We start from the raw sequence: 15,812 nt of genomic DNA on the forward strand, positions 1-15,812 counted from the left end.
GCGTGCTGCGCACGCGGCGGGCCCCACGCCGGCCGCGGTCACTCCCACTCGATCGTGCCGGGCGGCTTGCTCGTGATGTCGAGCACGACCCGGTTGACCTCGCGCAGCTCGTTGATCATGCGCGAGGCGATCTGCTCGAGGAGGTCGTACGGCAGGCGCGCCCAGTCGGCGGTCATCGCGTCGTCGCTCGTCACCGCGCGGATGACGACGACGTAGCCGTAGGTGCGCTCGTCGCCCTGCACGCCGACCGTCCGCACGTCGGGCAGCACGCAGAACGACTGCCAGAGCTCGCGGTAGAGGCCGGCCTGGCGGATCTCGTCCTGGAGGATCGCGTCGGCGTCGCGCAGGACGTCGAGGCGCTCCTTCGTCGCCTCGCCGCCGACGACGCGGATCGCGAGGCCCGGGCCCGGGAACGGCTGGCGCCACACGAGGCGCTCCGGCAGGCCGAGCTCCGCGCCGACCGCGCGAACCTCGTCCTTGAACAGCGCCCGCAGCGGCTCGACGAGCTCGAACTCGAGGTCCTCGGGCAGGCCGCCGACGTTGTGGTGGGACTTGATCGTCGCCGCGCCGGTGCCGCCGCCGGACTCGATGACGTCGGAGTACAGGGTTCCCTGCACGAGGAACTTGGCGCCGGAGAGCTTCGCCGCCTCCTCCTCGAAGACCCGGATGAACTCGGCGCCGATCACCTTGCGCTTGGCCTCCGGCTCGGTGACGCCCTTCAGCTTCGCGAGGAAGCGCTCTTCGGCGTCCACGGCGACGAGCGGGACCTTGAAGTGGTCGCGGAAGGCGGAGATGACCTGCTCGCCCTCGTTCTTGCGCATCAGCCCGTGGTCGACGAACACGCACGTGAGCTGGTCGCCGACCGCCCGGTGGACGAGCAGCGCGGCGACCGACGAGTCCACCCCGCCGGACAGGCCGCAGATGACCCGGCCGTCGCCGACCTGCGCGCGGATGCGCTCGATCTGCTCCTCGACGATGCTGGCCGCGCTCCAAGAGCGGTCCAGGCCGCAGATGTCCTCGAGGAACGTCGTGAGCACGTGCTGGCCGTACGGCGTGTGCACGACCTCGGGGTGAAACTGGATGCCGTAGATGTCGCGCTCCTGCGACTCGATCGCCGCAACGGGCGATGCCGTCGACGACGCGAGCGCCGTGAACCCCGGCGGCGCCGAGAAGACGGTGTCGCGGTGCGACATCCAGCAGGTCTGCTCGGCCGGCGTGCCGGCGAGCAGGCGGCCCGGCTCGAGCACCGTGAGGTCCGAGCGGCCGAACTCGCCGACCTCGGCGCCCTCCACCCGGCCGCCGAGCTCACGCGCGATGAGCTGCATGCCGTAGCAGATGCCCAGCACCGGGATCCCGAGTTCGAGCAGCTCGGGGTCCAGCCGCGGCGCCCCCTCGGCATATACCGAGGCCGGGCCGCCCGACAGGATCAGGCCCTTCGGCTTGCGCCGCCGGACCTCCTCGACGCCGACGTGATGCGGCAGCAGCTCCGAGTACACGCCGCACTCGCGCACGCGGCGCGCGATCAGCTGCGAGTACTGGCCGCCGAAGTCGAGTACGACCACCTCGTCGACGGCGCTCGGCGCCTCGACGTCCACCGCCGACTCCTCGACGAACTCGGTCGCGGCCGTGGAGTCGGTGACGAGGTGGTCGGAGCTCGCGTGGGGTCCGCTCACGATGGGCTGCCCCGCAGGGGTGCGGCGTCGGGGTGTGAGGACCCGCAGGGTCCCCACGACGACATCGCGGCGACGGTCGCCACGTCAGCGAGTGGACACCCGCAGGGCGTCACGCCTCCTGGAGGACCTTGTCCGCCGCGACGCCGTTGTCGTCGGTCGGGCCGTGGGCGGCCACCGCGGCCCCGCGGGCGCCCATCCCGATCTGCTGCGCGGTCTGCAGCGCCTTGCCCTCCGTCTGGAGCGCCGGGGCGATCATCAGCTCGGCCCGGTTGAACTCGGCGATGTCGCGATAGCCCGTCGTGGCCATCGACGTGCGCAGCGCGCCCATGAGGTTGAACGTGCCGTCGTTCTCGTGGGCGGGCCCGGTCAGGATCGACTCGAGCGAGCCGTTCTGCGTCGTCTGCACGCGCGCGCCGCGCGGGAGGGACGGGTGGAACGTCGCCATGCCCCAGTGGTAGCCGTGACCGGGCGCCTCGAAGGCGCGGGCCAGCGGCGAGCCGATCATCACGGCGTCCGCGCCGCAGGCGATGGCCTTGGCCACGTCGCCGCCGGTGCGCATGCCGCCGTCGGCGATGACCTGGCAGTACTCGCCCGTCTCGAGCATGTGCTGCGAGCGGGCCGCGGCGACGTCGGCGATGGCGGTCGCCTGCGGGACGCCGATGCCCAGCACGCCGCGCGTGGTGCACGCCGCACCGGGGCCGACGCCGACCAGCACGCCGGCGGCGCCGGTGCGCATGAGGTGCAGGCCCGTGTGGTAGCTGGCACAGCCGCCGACGACGACGGGCACCGGGACCTCGCGGCAGAACTCCTTGAGGTTCAGCGGCGGGCGCGACTCGTCGAGCGACACGTGCTCGGCCGAGACGACCGTGCCCTGCACGACGAGGATGTCCAGGCCGGCGTCGAGGGCGAGCTCGTAGTACTCGCGCACGCGCTGCGGCGTCAGCGACGCGGCCACCACGACGCCCTGGTCCTTGATCTCGCGGATCCGCCGGGCCATGAGCTCAGGCTGCAGCGGCGACTGGTAGATCGCCTGCATCTCCCGCGTGGCGACGTCCTTCGGCAGCGACGCGATCCGCTCGAGCTCCTCGTCGGCGTTCTCGTAGCGGGCCCAGATGCCCTCGAGGTTCAGAACGGCCAGACCGCCGAGCTTGCCGATGATGCCGGCGGTGCGGGGCGAGACGACCCCGTCCATGGCCGACGCGAGCAGCGGCAGCTCGAAGCGGTAGTCACCGAGCTTCCACGTGATGTCGACGTCATCGGGATCGCGCGTGCGACGCGAAGGAACGATGGCGATATCGTCGAATCCGTAGGCGCGGCGGGCTTTCTTCCCGCGGCCGATCTCTACTTCCATTGGGCGATCCTAAGGTTCGGTGCGGACGGGACGGCGGCCCCATCGACATTAGCAACGCCCCCGTCCGTAGCCGTCGAGCCGAGCCGCTCCGGCGACTGCCGGTCAGCCCACTTCCGCCGTCGACGGCAGCGACTCGACCTCGATCTCGGCGGTCAGCCGCTCGACCTCGCGCAGGTCGATGACGCCGGCGCCCAGGCGTTGCACGGAGTCGACGCCGCACGCGACGCCGAAGCGCAGGCACTCCTCGAGCGGCTTGCCGCTGTAGCGGGCGGCCACGTAGCCGGCGATGAACGCGTCGCCGGAGCCCACGGTCGCGACCGGCTCGCGCGGCTCCACGTGGACGCGGAGCATCTTCAGGCCGGTCTCGGTCGGCAGCGCCGCGAAGCACCCGTCCTCGACCGTCATGATCGCCTCCTTGGCGCCGAGCTCGATCATCTCGCGCACGGCGATGACGCGATCCTCGTCGTCGTTGAACTCGTGCCCGACGAGCTCCTCGGCCTCCAGGACGTTCGGCGAGACGACGGTCGGCTCGGCGCGTACGCCGAGGCGCAGCGGCTCGCCGTCGGTGTCGACGACGGTGGTCAGGCCCATCTTGCGCAGGTCGCGGATGAGCGAGGCGTAGACGTCGGCCTCCACGCCGGGCGGCAGGGAGCCGGCGAAGACGACCACCTCGGCGCCGCGCGCGAGGTACAGGAGCTTGTCGTGGAACAGCTCGAGCTCGCGGCTGGTGATCGCGCCGCCGCGCTCGTTGACCTCGGTCTGCTCGCCCGTCGTCGGGTCGACCACGGACAGGTTCGTGCGCGACTCCGCGCGGATGCGGACGAAGTCGGTGAGGATCGCCTCGTCGGTCAGCTGCTCGACGATCCGCGTCCCGGTCGACCCGCCGGCGAACCCGGTCGCGATGACGGGCTGGCCCAGCGTCTTGAGCGTGCGGGCGATGTTGACCCCCTTGCCGCCCGCCATCGTCGTGGTCTCGACCGTGCGGTGCCGGCGGCCGGGGCGGAAGTTCGGAACCGAGAGGGTCCGGTCGATCGCCGCGTTGAGGGTGACGGTGATGATCATGCGGTCTCGGTGTCTCCCCGCCTCCGAGCTCTCGTCTGGCGCCGCCGAACCTGTCGCCGGCGCCGGAACACGACCAGCAGGCTACACGCCGCGAGCAGCGCAAGGACCAGAATCAGGACCCACGGGACCGGCAGCGCCGAGTCGACCTTGTCGGTGAAGGACGCCGCCGTGACGGCCGTGGCGGTGACGAGCGGCACCCGGGCGAGCTCGCGGCCGCGCCGCGAGACGACGATGGTCCCCATCCGCCGGCCGGCGGGCACCGATCCTGAGATCTCCGCGGGCGCCCCGACGACGCGGACCTCGAGCTTCTCCCCCTTGCGCGCCACCGCGCGCACGCGCCGGGCGGCGACGAGCCGCGTGCGCTGGTCGCGGAACGCCAGCTTGGGCCGGGCGAGCACCTGACCCTTGCGCAGGGCCGTCGTCCGGCGGTAACGCGCCAGCCCCCACTTCAGAAGCGCGAGCGAGTCAGCGTCGCGCGCCGCCTCGCTCGGGTCGCCGAGCACCGCCGAGACGAGCCGCACGCCCTTGTTCGACGCCGCGCCGACGAGCACGTAGCCGGCCTGCATCGTGTGGCCGGTCTTCACCCCGTGGACCCACTTCGCCTCGCGCAGGAGCGTGTTGCGGTTGACGATCGTGCGCTTGTGCCCGTCGATCTCCACGGTCGCCGCCTGGCGGTCGACGGTTCTGGCGAAGAACGGGTTGCGCATCAGGACGAGCGCGAGCTTGGCCAGGTCCATGGCGCTCGAGTAGTTGCCGGGATCGTCGAGGCCGACCGGGTTGGCGTAGTGCGTGTTGCTCAGGCCGATCTCGCGCGCGCGCCGGTTCATCATCCGCACGAACGCCCGGCGCGAGCCCCCGACGCGGACCGCGAGCGTCGTGGCGGCGTCGTTGCCCGAGGCGAGCAGCAGGCCGCGGACGAGGTCGCGGATCGTGACCCGGTCGCCGGCCTGCAGACCCATGAGCGACTCCGCCGGCAGGGCGTTGTAGCGCACGGCGGTGACCTCGTCGTCGAGGTCGGCCTGCTCGAGGGTGACGAGCGCGGTCATGAGCTTCGTGGTGGAGGCGATGGGGCGCCGCTCGTTCGCCGAGCGGCGCAGGACCACGTCCTCGGTGTCCGGCTGGACGAGGACGGCGGCCGGAGCCTGCAGCGACGGCGCCGCGGCGCTCTTGGCGGCGAGCGCCGGAGAGCAGGCCGCCAGGGCGACGAGCCCTGCGGCCACGAAGGCCAGCAGGAGCCGGATCACGGGTTCTTGCTGGTCTCGGCGTCCGGGACCAGCTTGAGGCGCTGGCCGACCTGCAGCGACTGCGGATCGAGTTCCGGGTTGAGCTCCTGCAGGCGCTCGACCGAGACGTCGGTCTTCTCGCTGACGGTCGACAGGATGTCGCCCTGCTTGACGATGTAGACCTTGCGCACGCGGTGCTTCTTCGAGCCGCGCTTGGACTTGCCGGTCGTGGTGCTCGGGCTCGTGGCGGCCGGCAACGTGCTCGTCGAGCCGCCGCCGGTCGTGTTGTCCCGATACTGCTGGTAGATGAGGTAACCCGCCACCACGACGGCGACGATGGCGAGCGGCGCGAGGATGCGCGCGGCGTAGCGTCGGGCCATGGGCGCGGAAGCATAGCCGGGGCCTTGCGGGCGGATCGCCTGTGGTGGCGATCTTCCACGAGACCGGGCCGGCCGCCGTGGTCGCCGTCGAGGCGCGGCTGCCCGCCGCGCGTGCCGCCGGGCGCGCGGTCACGGCCCCTGGAGTGCCCAGGCGGCGGCGCGCAGGCGCTCGGCTTCCGCCGCGGCAGCGGAGGCGGGATCGCCCCCCGAGCTCTCGTGCGCCCGCGCGATCGAGCGCGAGGCGGTCACGAGCCCGCCGGCCGGTCCGGGCGCGAAGGCGGGCGCGAGGTCCTCGACGCGGCCGCCCTGGGCGCCGATGCCCGGCAGGAGGAACGGCGTCCGCGGCATCAGCTCGCGGGCGCGGGCGAGATGCTCGGGCGCCGTGGCGCCCATGACCGCGCCGACCGCCGAGAGCGGCCCGCCGCCGCCGTCGAGGTCGTCGCCGAGGCGTGCGACGAGCTTCGCGACCCGCTCCCACAGCGCGCCGCCGGCCGCCATCTCGGCGTCCTCGACGTCCGCGGCGCCCGGGTTCGAGGTGCGCACGAGGACGAAGAGGCCGGCGCCGGCCTCCCGTGCGGCGGCCGCGAACGGGTCGAGCGCGTCGCGGCCGAGGTAGGGGTTGACGGTCACCGCGTCGGCGCCGAGCGGGTCCACGCGCCCCCAGGGCGTGTCGAGGCCCGTCAGCAGGCCCTGCGCGTAGGCGGCGGCCGTGACGTCGATGTCCCCGCGCTTGGCGTCGGCGAGGACGAGGAGGCCGGCGGCCCGCGCATGGGCCGCGACGCCGGCGAGCGCCGTCCAGCCGGGCGGCCCGAGGCGCTCGAAGCAGGCGACCTGCGGCTTGACCGCGACGCAGGCGGGGCCGGCGGCGTCGATCAGCAGCGCGCAGTGCGCGGCGACGGCGGCCGCGGCGCGCTCGGCCGGCGAGCCGCCCGGCTGGTCGGCGCGCGCCGCAGCGGGCCACAGCCGTGCGGGATCGGGATCGAGCCCGAGCACGATCTGCGACTCGCGCGAGGCGACGCACGAGGCCAGCCGGCCGGCGAAGCCGGTCCCGGCTGCCCGCGTGTCGCCCTGAGACACCAGAATGATCCCTGGCGCTCCCGTACGGCTACTCGCCCTTGACCGACTTCTTGAGGCCCGAACCGGCGGTGAACTTCGGCAGCTTGGCCGCCGCGATGGTGATCTTCTCGCCGGTACGGGGATGCACGCCCTCGCGAGCACCCCGCTCGGTCACGTGGAACTTCCCGAACCCTGAGAAGTTCACCTCGCCGCCGCGCTTCAGGGTGTCCTGGATGGTGTCGATCACCGCATCGACGGCCTTGCCGGCGTCGGTCTTGGCCAGACCGGACTTCTGGGCGATGTGATCGACGAACTCGGACTTCGTCACGGCTGTTGCTCCTCCTTCGATGACGTACGAGCAGCGATCGAAGCTAACAGCGCTTGCGGACGCCACTCCCGATGGTTACGCGGAATTTGCGGAGTTTGCGGTTTCGCAGCGGCGCATGATCGCGCCCCCGCCGGACGACTTTCTGGCGAAGCGCGCAGAATGTCCCGCGATGCCCCTGCCAAGAGCCGCATGGCTGGTCACGGTAGCCGTCGCGCTGATCACCGCGCTGATCGTGTTTCTCAACGGCTACACGGGCTATGGCGTCGTGTCGCTCGTGATCGCCGCGTCGGCGGCCATCAACGTGCGCTGAGAGCGGCCGTCGAGGCGGTTCCCGCAACTACCAGCCGAGCACGCGCTCGATCTTGCCGACGCCCCGCTCGACGTCGACCGTCTCCACGTCCTGGTTGCCCCGCGGCCCACGCTGATCGGGCCGCTCCACGCCCGCGGTCGCGCGATCGTCGCCGCGCTCTCGCGCCTGCTCTGTCGTGTCGTCTGAGTGGGTCATCCCCGCAAGCGTCCCCGGACGGCTCAGGGCCAAACGTCGTCGTGTTCGGCGTCCTCGCGCCGCGGTCAGTCGACGATCTCGGTCCCGGGCCGCACCCGGTCGGCCGGCTCGATGTGGATCAGCACGTCGGTGTCGCCGAGCCGGTCGCGGATCTCGTCCTGGAGCTCGTGCGCGGTGGCGTGCGCCTCCTCGAGCGTCGCACCGGCGCGGAACTGGACGTGCATGTCGACCAGCCGGCGAGCACCCGCGCGGCGCGCCCGCAGCTTGTGGAAGCCGACGATGCCGCGCGGGCCGAACGACACGACCGCGGCGCGGATGACCTCGAGCTCCTCGGGCGGCAGCCCCTCGTCGACGAGCACGCGCGTGGAGCGCATCACGATCCGCACGCCGGTCGCGAGGATGGCGGCGGCCACGAGGAGGGCCACGACGGGGTCGAGCCAGCTCGCGCCCGTGATCTGCACGAGCAGGAGGCCGACGAGCACGCCGACGGAGGTCAGGGCGTCGGTGCGCAGGTGCGCCGCGTCGCCCTCGAGCGCGGGCGAGCCGGTCTCCCGCGCCCGCCGCGCCAGGACCCCCGACACGACGAGGTTCACCACGATCGTCAGCGCGATGATCACGATGCCGAAGCCGAGCCGCTCGACGTCGCCGCCGTTGATCAGCCGCCGCGCGGCCTCGAAGGCGATGACCGCCGAGCCGACGAGGATGAGGACGCCCTCGATCGCGGCCGCGAGGTTCTCGATCTTCTCGTGCCCGTAGGGGTGGTTCTCGTCGGCCGGTTCGTCGGCCTTGCGGACCGACACGTACGCGACCACCGACGCGACGAGGTCGATGATCGACTGCATCGCCTCGGCGAGCAGCGCCACGGATCCGGTGACGATGCCGGCGGCGAACTTCAGGACAATGAGCAGGGAGTTCGACGCGATCGACAGCGCCGCCGCCCGGCGCTTCACCGGGCCGACGGCGGTCTCCGGGGTCAGCGTCCCAGCCATGCCCGCAGGAGTCGCGCGGCGCGGCCGCGGTGGCTGATGGCGTCCTTCTCGTCCGGCGAGAGCTCGGCCATCGTGCGGTCAGGGTGCTCGTCGGGGACGAACGCGGGGTCGTAGCCGAAGCCGCCCACCCCGCGGGGCTCGGCGGCGAGGGTGCCCGTGCAGCGGCCCTCGAAGACCTTCTCGACGCCGCGGGCGGGATCGACGTAGGCGATCGCGCAGACGTAGGCGAGGCCGCTGCCGGCGGGCGCCTCGCGCAGGAGCTTGGCGAGGTTCTCCTCGTCGGTCGCGTCCTCGCCGGCGTGTCGGGCCGAGCGCACGCCCGGCGCCCCGCCGAGCGCCGCGGCCTCGATGCCGGAGTCGTCGGCGACGGCCGGCCCGCCGGCCGCCGCGGCGGCCGCGCGCGCCTTGCCGAGCGCGTTGTCGGCGAACGTCTCCCCCGTCTCGGGCGGGAGCGTGACCTCCTCGGGGAGGGGACGCAGCTCGTGGGGCGCCAGAAGCGCGGCCAGCTCGCGGACCTTGTGGGCGTTGCGGGTGGCGAGGACGAGCGTCATGGGACGGGATCGAGCGTAGGACCGCGCGCGCACGACGCGCGCCGAGCAGTGCGTCAGGAGGCGGCCGCGGCGACCGCGTCTTCCTGGACGGCCCGCAGGTGCTCGATGCCGACTGCGGCGAGCGCGAGCAGGTCGTCGAGATGCGCCCGCGAGAGCGGCGTGCGCTCGGCCGTCGCCTGGACCTCGATGAGCCCGCCGTCGCCGGTCATGACGACGTTGGCGTCGACCTCCGCCGTCGAGTCCTCGGCGTAGTCGAGGTCGACGACCGGCGTGCCCTCGACGATCCCGCAGGAGATCGCCGCGACCGACCCGTTCAGCGGGCTGGCCGCGAGCTTGCCCTCGGCGATCAGGCGCCGGCAGGCCAGGTCGAGCGCCACGAAGGCCCCGGTGATCGACGCGCAGCGGGTGCCGCCGTCGGCGGTCAGCACATCGCAGTCGAGCCAGACCGTGCGCTCGCCGAGCGCCTGGAAGTCGATGACGCCGCGCAGCGAACGGCCGATGAGCCGCTGGATCTCCACGGTGCGGCCGTCGGGCCGGCCCTTGGACACGTCGCGCGCCTTGCGCTCGCCCGTCGACGCGGGGAGCATCCCGTACTCCGCGGTGACCCAGCCGGTGCCGCGGCCGGCCATCCAGCGCGGCACCGACTCCTCGACGGACGCCGTGCAGATCACGCGCGTCTCGCCCTGGGTGATGAGCGCGGAGCCGGTCGCCGACGGGACGAAGCCGGGGTCGATGCGGGTCGGGCGCACGCCATCGGGATCGCGGCCGTACGAGCGGGAACTCATGGCGCGCATGTTCCCAGACCCCGCCGGGCGGAGCGGCGCCGCCGCGGGCGGGCGCCGGCAGACCCGGCGCCCGCCCTGCCGCGGTTACTTGCCGCTGCCGAGCCCCTCGATGGCGTTCTGGAGCTTGTCGGTGACCTTCTTGCCGATCCCGTCGCCGTGAAAGCCCTCGCCGTAGACGACGACCGCCCCGATCACGCCGGCGATCAGCAGGATCAGGCCGACGTACTCGACCGTCCCCTGTCCCCGCTCGTCGTCGCGCAGCATCACCAGCGCCGCATGCGCCCGCACCGCGAGCTCGTACACCTGGGTCATGTTGACCTCCCCGTCGAAGTGACATCGACTGCGATCCTGGGCAGGCGCGCGTCACGGAACCAGACGCGTCCGTTACGACTTCGTCACATGCGAGCCCTGGTGGTCTCAAACATGCGGCCCGATGCCGCCCATCCGGCTCGCGGGAGCTTCGTCCGCGACCAGGTGGCGGCGCTGCGACGGCGCGCCGAGCTGGACGTCGACCTCGTCGAGGGCGAGCCCGGCGTCGCCGGGTACGCCCGCCTCGCCGCCGAGCTGCGCGGGCGGCGCGGCTACGACGTCGTCCACGCCCACTTCGGCCTCACCGCCTGGCCGGCGCTCGTCGTCCGCGGCGCCCGCCGCGCGGTCACGCTGCACGGCACGGACGTCCGCCACCCCCGGTCCGGCCGCCTCACCCGCGCCGTCCTGCCGCGCTACGACCTCGTCGCGGCGGTCTCCGAGTCGCTGGCCGCCGAGCTCGGCCGGCCCGGGGTCCGCGTCCTGCCGTGCGGCATCGACGTCGAGCGCTTCAGGCCGATCGCCCGCGACGAGGCGCGCCGGCGCCTGGGCCTGCCGCCCGACCGCCCGCTGGTCCTCTTCCCGGCGGACCCGGCCCGGCCCGTCAAGCGCGCGGATCGAGCGCGCGAGCTCGCCGCCGACGCGGGGGCCGAGCTCATCGCGCTCGGGTTCACGACGCCCGCCGACGTGGCCCTCTGGATGAACGCGGCGAACGCCGTGCTGGTGCCGTCGGATGCGGAGGGGTTCGGGCTCGTCGCGCTCGAGGCGCTCGCGTGCGAGGTCCCGGTGCTCGCCACGCCGGTGGGGATCCACCCCGAGGCGCTGGCCGGGATCGACGGCGTCCTCTGCGCGCCGTACGACCGCGAGCGCTGGGGCGCCGCGCTGGCGCCGCTGCTGGCCGCGCCGGATCCGCGCGTGGCCGGGCGCGAGCGGGCCGCGCGCTGGAGCACCGACGCGATGGCGCAGCGGGTCGCGACGGCATGGGCGCAGCTGGTCGGCGGCGCGGGCGCCGGGCCCGGCTGACCGCGCCAGCGGCCTGCAGCGAGCCGGGCGGCCGGTCACCCGCGGCCCGCGCAGGCCGGGGCGCGGTCGTCTCCCGGGGCCCGCGGCGAGCGGTCCGGGACGCCCGCGGCCGACGCCGGAGACGGCGGGACCGGCCACTACGCTCTGGCCGATGGCCGGACCATTCGCACGCCTGCGCCGGGGAGGGGACGCGGAGGCCGAAGCTGCCACCTCGTTCGAGACGGCGACCGACGCCACCGCCGGCGACGCGGGCACGAACCCGAAGACCGAGTTGACCGCCGCCCCGCCGACCGAGGTCATCGGCGCCGTCATGGCCACGCCCGGCGACGGCGCGCGCGCCACAGCCGACACCGCGGTGCTGGCGGCCGTCGTGGAGCAGGCGCCCCCCGAGGCCGCGGCGGCGGGCACCGAGCTCGTCCCCGCCGACCTGCCGCCCGACGCCGCGGCCCCGGCCGACCAGCCCGCGGGCACCGAACCCGCCACGGAGCCGGCCGCGCCCACGTTCCTCGCGCGCGGCCGCATGCGCCGCCGCCTGCGCTACGTGCGCCGGGCCCGCGAGGTCGCGCTGCGCGACCTCGGCGGCCTCGTGTTCGACATGCACCGCTTCGGGCGCGACCGCAACGACCTGGTCGACCAGAAGCTCACCGCCCTGAGCGCGCTCGATGCCGAGATGCGCGCGCTCGGCCAGGCGCTCGAGGATCCCGACGGCGTCACCGTCCTGCGCGAGCCGGGTCTCGCGAGCTGCGCGCGCTGCGGCGCCCTGCACGCGAGCGACGCGCACTTCTGCTCGACCTGCGGCCTGCCGGTCGGCAAGGGTGCCGGCCTGCCCGCGGGACCGACCTTCGCCGGACCGGCACCCAGCCCGGCCGCCGCCGCGCCCGCCGCCGACGGACCGACGGCGGGCGGTGAGCCGCCGGCGCCGCCGCCGTCGTGAGCGCAGGCGACCAGCAGCCGCCGCCCGACCGCGGGCCGGACTCGAGCGAGACGGACCAGGACCAGACCCCGAGCGCCGGCCTGCCCGCGCCGCCGCCTGCCCCGCCCGCTCGCTGCCCGCGCTGCGGCACCGGCCTCGAGCCCGGCCAGGAGTGGTGCCTGAGCTGCGGGACGGCCGCGCGCACCGTCATCGCGCCCACTCCGAACTGGCGGCTGCCGATCGCGGTCGTCGCGGTCGCCGCGGTGCTGTGCGGAGCAGCGCTCGCCTGGGCGTTCGTCGCGCTGACCGACAACGACGCCGACGTCCGCGCCGCCACGCAGGCGACGGCCACGTCCACCCCCTCGGCGACGACCGTGACGACCGGCACCGCGCCGGTCACCCCCGCCCCGGACCCGACGACGACGACGGGCGCCACGCCCACGCCCACCCCGGCGCCGGCGCCGACGCCGACCAGCCCCGGCCCGACCGCGACGACCGGCGTCCCCACCCCACCGTCCGACGCCACGAGCCCCGGCCCGACGGCCACCACCGGCGTCCCCACGCCGGACACCGGCGCGACGCCCGGCGGCTGAGCCGCGCCTACACCCGGTGCCCGAGCGCCGGCCAGATCCCGCCGGCCAGGCGCTCCTGCGCACGCAGCGCCAGCGGATGGACGGCGACGTCGGGCGGGGCCGCGGGCGCGACTCCCGAGAGGACGCTCATCACCTCCGCCACCGAGCTCGACAGCGCCTCGAGGTCGTAGCCGCCCTCCAGCACGCAGGCCAGGGGCACGCCCGCGCCGGCGCACGCGTCGCGCATCAGCGCCGCCATCGTCGCGAACCCGCCGTCGGTGACCTCGCACCCCGCCAGCGGGTCGCGGGCATGCGCGTCGAAGCCCGCCGACACCAGGACGAGCCCCGGCTCGAAGGCCCGCACGAGCGGTGCCGCCACGTGCGCGACCATCGACGTCCACACGTCGTCGCCCGACCCGCCCGGCACCGGCAGGTTGACCGTGTAGCCGTCGCCGTCGCCGACGCCGCGGTCGGATGCCGGCCCCGTCCCCGGATACAGCGGCGACTCGTGGATCGAGACGAACAGCACCTCGTCGGTCGCGGCGAAGACGTCGTTCGTCCCGTTGCCGTGGTGGACGTCCCAGTCGAGGATCATCACCCGCTGCACGCCGAGGGTCGCCAGCGCATGCCGTGCGGCCACCGCGACGCTGTTGAACAGGCAGAAGCCCATCGCCTTCGCCGGCTCGGCGTGGTGCCCGGGCGGCCGGTGGGCGCTGAACGCGCATCCCGCCTCGCCGGACACGACCAGCGACGCCGCGGCGCAGGCGCCGCCGGCGCCGTGCAGCGCCGCCTCGTAGGAGCGGGCGCTCACCACGGTGTCGAGGTCGATCGCGCCGCCGCCCTGCGCGCACAGGTCGCGGATCCAGTCGACGTACGCCTGCGGGTGCACCCGCAGCAGCTGCTCGACCGTCGCCTCCGGGGACTCCGCGCGGTCCCAGCCGAGCCAGCGGCGCAGCGAGAGCTCGCGCTCGATCGCCTCCAGCCGCGCCGCCTGCTCTGGGTGCGGCCCGGGATCGTGCGCGAGCGACGAGGCGTGGCTGAGGAAGACGGGCGCGCTCACGCGGCTACGGTACTTGCCGCACATGTCCGGGTCACCCGCGAACGCCCCGCTGCGAGCGGACGTCACCGTCGTGGGCGCGGGTGCGGCCGGCCTGTTCACCGCGCTCACCGCCGCGAGCGCCGGAGCGCAGGTCGCGCTGGTCTCCGCCACCCCCCTGGCCCAGACCGCCAGCTACTGGGCGCAGGGCGGCCTCGCCGCCGCGCTCGCCGCCGACGACTCGCCCGCTCTGCACCTCGAGGACACCGAGCGCGCCGGCCGCGGGATCGTCCGCCACAGCGCCGCAGAGGTCCTCTGCCGCGAAGCGGCGGACCGCGTCCACGAGCTCGTCGCGCTCGGCGTGCGCTTCGACGCCGACCGCCACGGCCGCCTCGCGCTGGGGCTGGAGGGCGGGCACTCGATCCGCCGCGTCGTGCACGCGGGCGGCAGCGCGACCGGCCGGCGCCTCGTGCGCCAGCTCTCCGCCCTCGCCGTCGAGGATCCGCGCGTCACCGTCCTCGAGCGCTCCCGCGCGGTCCGGATCTGGACGGGAGACGACGGCGCCTGCCGCGGGCTCGTCCTCGAGGACGGCCGCGCGATCGCCTCGCGCGGCGTCGTCCTGTGCACCGGCGGCACCGCCGCGCTGTGGGCAAGGACGACGAACCCGCCGGGCTCGCTCGGCTTCGGCCTGATGCTCGCCCACCGCGTCGGCGCCCGGCTCGCCGACCTCGAGTTCATGCAGTTCCACCCCACCGCGGTGACCGGGGTGCGCGGCCGCGAGGGCTTCCTCATCACCGAGGCGATCCGGGGCGAGGGCGCCACGCTGCACGGCGCCGGCGGCAAGCGCTTCGTCGAGGAGCTGCTGCCCCGCGACGAGGTCTCGCGGGCCGTCCACGAGGAGATGGAGCGCACCGGCGCGCCGTCCGTCGGCCTCGACATGCGCGCCATCGACCCGACCCTGTTCCCGAACGTCGTCGCCGCGCTCCAGGACGCCGGCCTCGACCCGACGCGAGAGCGCATCCCGGTCTCCCCGGCCGCGCACTACGGGATGGGCGGGATCGTGACCGACCTGGACGGGCGCTCGACCGTCGCCGGCCTGTACGCGGTCGGCGAGACCGCCTGCACCGGCCTGCACGGCGCGAACCGCCTCGCCTCGAACTCGCTGACCGAGTGCTGCGTGTACGGCGGCCGGGCGGCCCGCGCGGCGCTCGACGACCCGGTCCCGGGCGATGCGCCGGTGCCCGAGGACGTCGCCCGGCTGCCGGAGCCGGGCCGCGAGACGAAGGACGCGCTGTGGCGCCATGCGGGCATCGTGCGCAACCACGACGACCTCGCGACGCTGCTGCTCGACCCCTATCCGCTCGCGCGGCTCATCGCCGCCAACGCGCTGCTGCGCGAGGAGAGCCGCGGGGCGCACCTGCGCTCGGACTTCCCCGACCTCGACCCCGCTCTCGACCGCCATCACACGGTCATCGCGCCCGGCGTAGCACCCACGTTCGAGCGCTGGGACTGAAACGGCTTAACCCAAGCTCAACACATCGCGGGCTGTTCTTCACATCGGGAGTGCATCTTGGGCGCACCCCTGGAGAGAGGTTTGCATGTACCAGTTCAGCCGCGCGATCTATCGCGAGCTCGCTCCGTACATCCGAAGCGAGTCGCCAAACCACGGAGCCGATCCTGCCGCCCATGCGGCGGTTCTGCGCTCGTGCGAGGCGACGCTGGAGCGGCTTGCCACGGACCGGCACTACTTCGCCCGGCCGGCACGCACCCTGTTCAACGACATCCGGATCTACTTCCCGATGAGCGAGCAGGCCCATGTGTGCCAGACCGTGCGGCGGATCCTCGGCATCGCCGAGGAGTGGCTGGATCAACAGCCGCGTCAGGGCGTGGACATCCACGGCAACCCGCTGCAGTGCCGCGCGACGACGCGCAAGGGCACCGCCTGCCAGCGGATGCCGCTGCCCCACAACGGCTACTGCCCCTCTCACCAGCATCTCGCGGAGACGGAGGAGGCCCGCGAGGCGGCGCTCGCCGCCGCGTAGCGCCGGGCTCCGGCAGC

19 protein-coding genes are annotated in these 15,812 nt (G+C 74.3%); 6 read left to right on the forward strand and 13 right to left on the reverse strand.

What is annotated here, in order from left to right; genetic code table 11:
- Positions 1 to 38: 38 nt before the first annotated feature.
- The 7 genes from guaA to DSM104329_RS20620 form a co-directional block, all read right to left on the reverse strand.
- Positions 39 to 1,595: a glutamine-hydrolyzing GMP synthase gene (gene guaA / locus DSM104329_RS20590; RefSeq protein WP_259316241.1), complete on the reverse strand. Its 1,557-nt coding sequence runs from the start codon at positions 1,593 to 1,595 to the stop codon at positions 39 to 41.
- Positions 1,596 to 1,782: 187 nt separating this feature from the next.
- On the reverse strand, positions 1,783 to 3,024 hold the full coding sequence (locus DSM104329_RS20595) for a GuaB3 family IMP dehydrogenase-related protein (RefSeq protein WP_259311727.1): 1,242 nt from the start codon (positions 3,022 to 3,024) through the stop codon (positions 1,783 to 1,785).
- A gap of 102 nt (positions 3,025 to 3,126) precedes the next feature.
- Entirely contained in the window at positions 3,127 to 4,086 is a 960-nt protein-coding gene (locus DSM104329_RS20600; protein ID WP_259311728.1) for a 1-phosphofructokinase family hexose kinase, read from the reverse strand.
- A complete protein-coding gene (locus DSM104329_RS20605) occupies positions 4,083 to 5,330 on the reverse strand; it encodes a D-alanyl-D-alanine carboxypeptidase family protein (protein WP_259311729.1) in 1,248 nt (415 codons plus the stop codon). The genes DSM104329_RS20600 and DSM104329_RS20605 overlap by 4 nt, the downstream gene beginning before the upstream one ends.
- A complete protein-coding gene (locus DSM104329_RS20610) occupies positions 5,327 to 5,689 on the reverse strand; it encodes a LysM peptidoglycan-binding domain-containing protein (RefSeq protein ID WP_259311730.1) in 363 nt (120 codons plus the stop codon). Before DSM104329_RS20610 ends, DSM104329_RS20605 begins: the two co-directional genes overlap by 4 nt.
- Positions 5,690 to 5,818: 129 nt before the next feature.
- Positions 5,819 to 6,766: an orotidine-5'-phosphate decarboxylase gene (gene pyrF, locus DSM104329_RS20615; protein ID WP_259311731.1), complete on the reverse strand. Its 948-nt coding sequence runs from the start codon at positions 6,764 to 6,766 to the stop codon at positions 5,819 to 5,821.
- Between the two features lie 28 nt (positions 6,767 to 6,794).
- A complete protein-coding gene (locus tag DSM104329_RS20620) occupies positions 6,795 to 7,073 on the reverse strand; it encodes an HU family DNA-binding protein (RefSeq protein WP_259311732.1) in 279 nt (92 codons plus the stop codon).
- A 19-nt stretch (positions 7,074 to 7,092) separates the two neighbouring features.
- Here DSM104329_RS20620 and DSM104329_RS20625 point away from each other — a divergent pair, with 19 nt between their 5' ends.
- Positions 7,093 to 7,383, forward strand: coding sequence for a hypothetical protein (locus DSM104329_RS20625; protein WP_259311733.1), 291 nt, complete (start codon positions 7,093 to 7,095; stop codon positions 7,381 to 7,383).
- 27 nt (positions 7,384 to 7,410) lie between these two features.
- Here the strand turns inward: DSM104329_RS20625 and DSM104329_RS20630 are convergent, their stop codons facing one another.
- The 5 genes from DSM104329_RS20630 to DSM104329_RS20650 all read right to left on the reverse strand — a co-directional run bounded on the left by DSM104329_RS20630 (position 7,411) and on the right by DSM104329_RS20650 (position 10,215).
- On the reverse strand, positions 7,411 to 7,578 hold the full coding sequence (locus DSM104329_RS20630) for a hypothetical protein (protein ID WP_259311734.1): 168 nt from the start codon (positions 7,576 to 7,578) through the stop codon (positions 7,411 to 7,413).
- Between the two features lie 65 nt (positions 7,579 to 7,643).
- Positions 7,644 to 8,567: a cation diffusion facilitator family transporter gene (locus DSM104329_RS20635; RefSeq protein WP_259311735.1), complete on the reverse strand. Its 924-nt coding sequence runs from the start codon at positions 8,565 to 8,567 to the stop codon at positions 7,644 to 7,646.
- Positions 8,552 to 9,118 (reverse strand): RdgB/HAM1 family non-canonical purine NTP pyrophosphatase, encoded by a 567-nt coding sequence (gene rdgB / locus DSM104329_RS20640; RefSeq protein ID WP_259311736.1) that lies wholly within the window; start codon positions 9,116 to 9,118, stop codon positions 8,552 to 8,554. Before rdgB ends, DSM104329_RS20635 begins: the two co-directional genes overlap by 16 nt.
- 53 nt (positions 9,119 to 9,171) lie before the next feature.
- Positions 9,172 to 9,903, reverse strand: coding sequence for a ribonuclease PH (rph, locus tag DSM104329_RS20645; protein ID WP_259311737.1), 732 nt, complete (start codon positions 9,901 to 9,903; stop codon positions 9,172 to 9,174).
- An 84-nt stretch (positions 9,904 to 9,987) separates the two neighbouring features.
- Positions 9,988 to 10,215, reverse strand: a complete 228-nt coding sequence (locus DSM104329_RS20650; RefSeq protein WP_259311738.1) for a hypothetical protein — start codon at positions 10,213 to 10,215, stop codon at positions 9,988 to 9,990.
- An 87-nt stretch (positions 10,216 to 10,302) separates the two neighbouring features.
- On the opposite strand from DSM104329_RS20650, the gene DSM104329_RS20655 reads away from it, so the two are divergent.
- From DSM104329_RS20655 to DSM104329_RS20665, 3 genes are all read left to right on the forward strand, one after another.
- Positions 10,303 to 11,232 carry a glycosyltransferase gene (locus DSM104329_RS20655; RefSeq protein WP_259311739.1) on the forward strand — a complete coding sequence of 310 codons (930 nt, stop codon included), beginning with the start codon at positions 10,303 to 10,305 and terminating at the stop codon, positions 11,230 to 11,232.
- A gap of 151 nt (positions 11,233 to 11,383) precedes the next feature.
- The gene (locus DSM104329_RS20660; RefSeq protein ID WP_259311740.1) at positions 11,384 to 12,166 is read left to right on the forward strand and encodes a zinc ribbon domain-containing protein; all 783 of its coding nucleotides are present in this window, start codon (positions 11,384 to 11,386) and stop codon (positions 12,164 to 12,166) included.
- Positions 12,163 to 12,738, forward strand: coding sequence for a hypothetical protein (locus tag DSM104329_RS20665; protein WP_259311741.1), 576 nt, complete (start codon positions 12,163 to 12,165; stop codon positions 12,736 to 12,738). The genes DSM104329_RS20660 and DSM104329_RS20665 overlap by 4 nt, the downstream gene beginning before the upstream one ends.
- Positions 12,739 to 12,745: 7 nt before the next feature.
- On the opposite strand, the gene DSM104329_RS20670 is transcribed toward DSM104329_RS20665, so the two are convergent.
- Entirely contained in the window at positions 12,746 to 13,777 is a 1,032-nt protein-coding gene (locus DSM104329_RS20670; RefSeq protein WP_259311742.1) for a histone deacetylase family protein, read from the reverse strand.
- Between the two features lie 22 nt (positions 13,778 to 13,799).
- On the opposite strand from DSM104329_RS20670, the gene DSM104329_RS20675 reads away from it, so the two are divergent.
- Positions 13,800 to 15,266 carry an L-aspartate oxidase gene (locus tag DSM104329_RS20675; protein WP_259311743.1) on the forward strand — a complete coding sequence of 489 codons (1,467 nt, stop codon included), beginning with the start codon at positions 13,800 to 13,802 and terminating at the stop codon, positions 15,264 to 15,266.
- 85 nt (positions 15,267 to 15,351) lie between these two features.
- Positions 15,352 to 15,795 carry a hypothetical protein gene (locus tag DSM104329_RS20680; protein ID WP_259311744.1) on the forward strand — a complete coding sequence of 148 codons (444 nt, stop codon included), beginning with the start codon at positions 15,352 to 15,354 and terminating at the stop codon, positions 15,793 to 15,795.
- Positions 15,796 to 15,812 lie beyond the last annotated feature (17 nt).

The organism is Capillimicrobium parvum (assembly GCF_021172045.1).
Classification (GTDB): Bacteria; Actinomycetota; Thermoleophilia; order Solirubrobacterales; family Solirubrobacteraceae; genus Capillimicrobium; species Capillimicrobium parvum.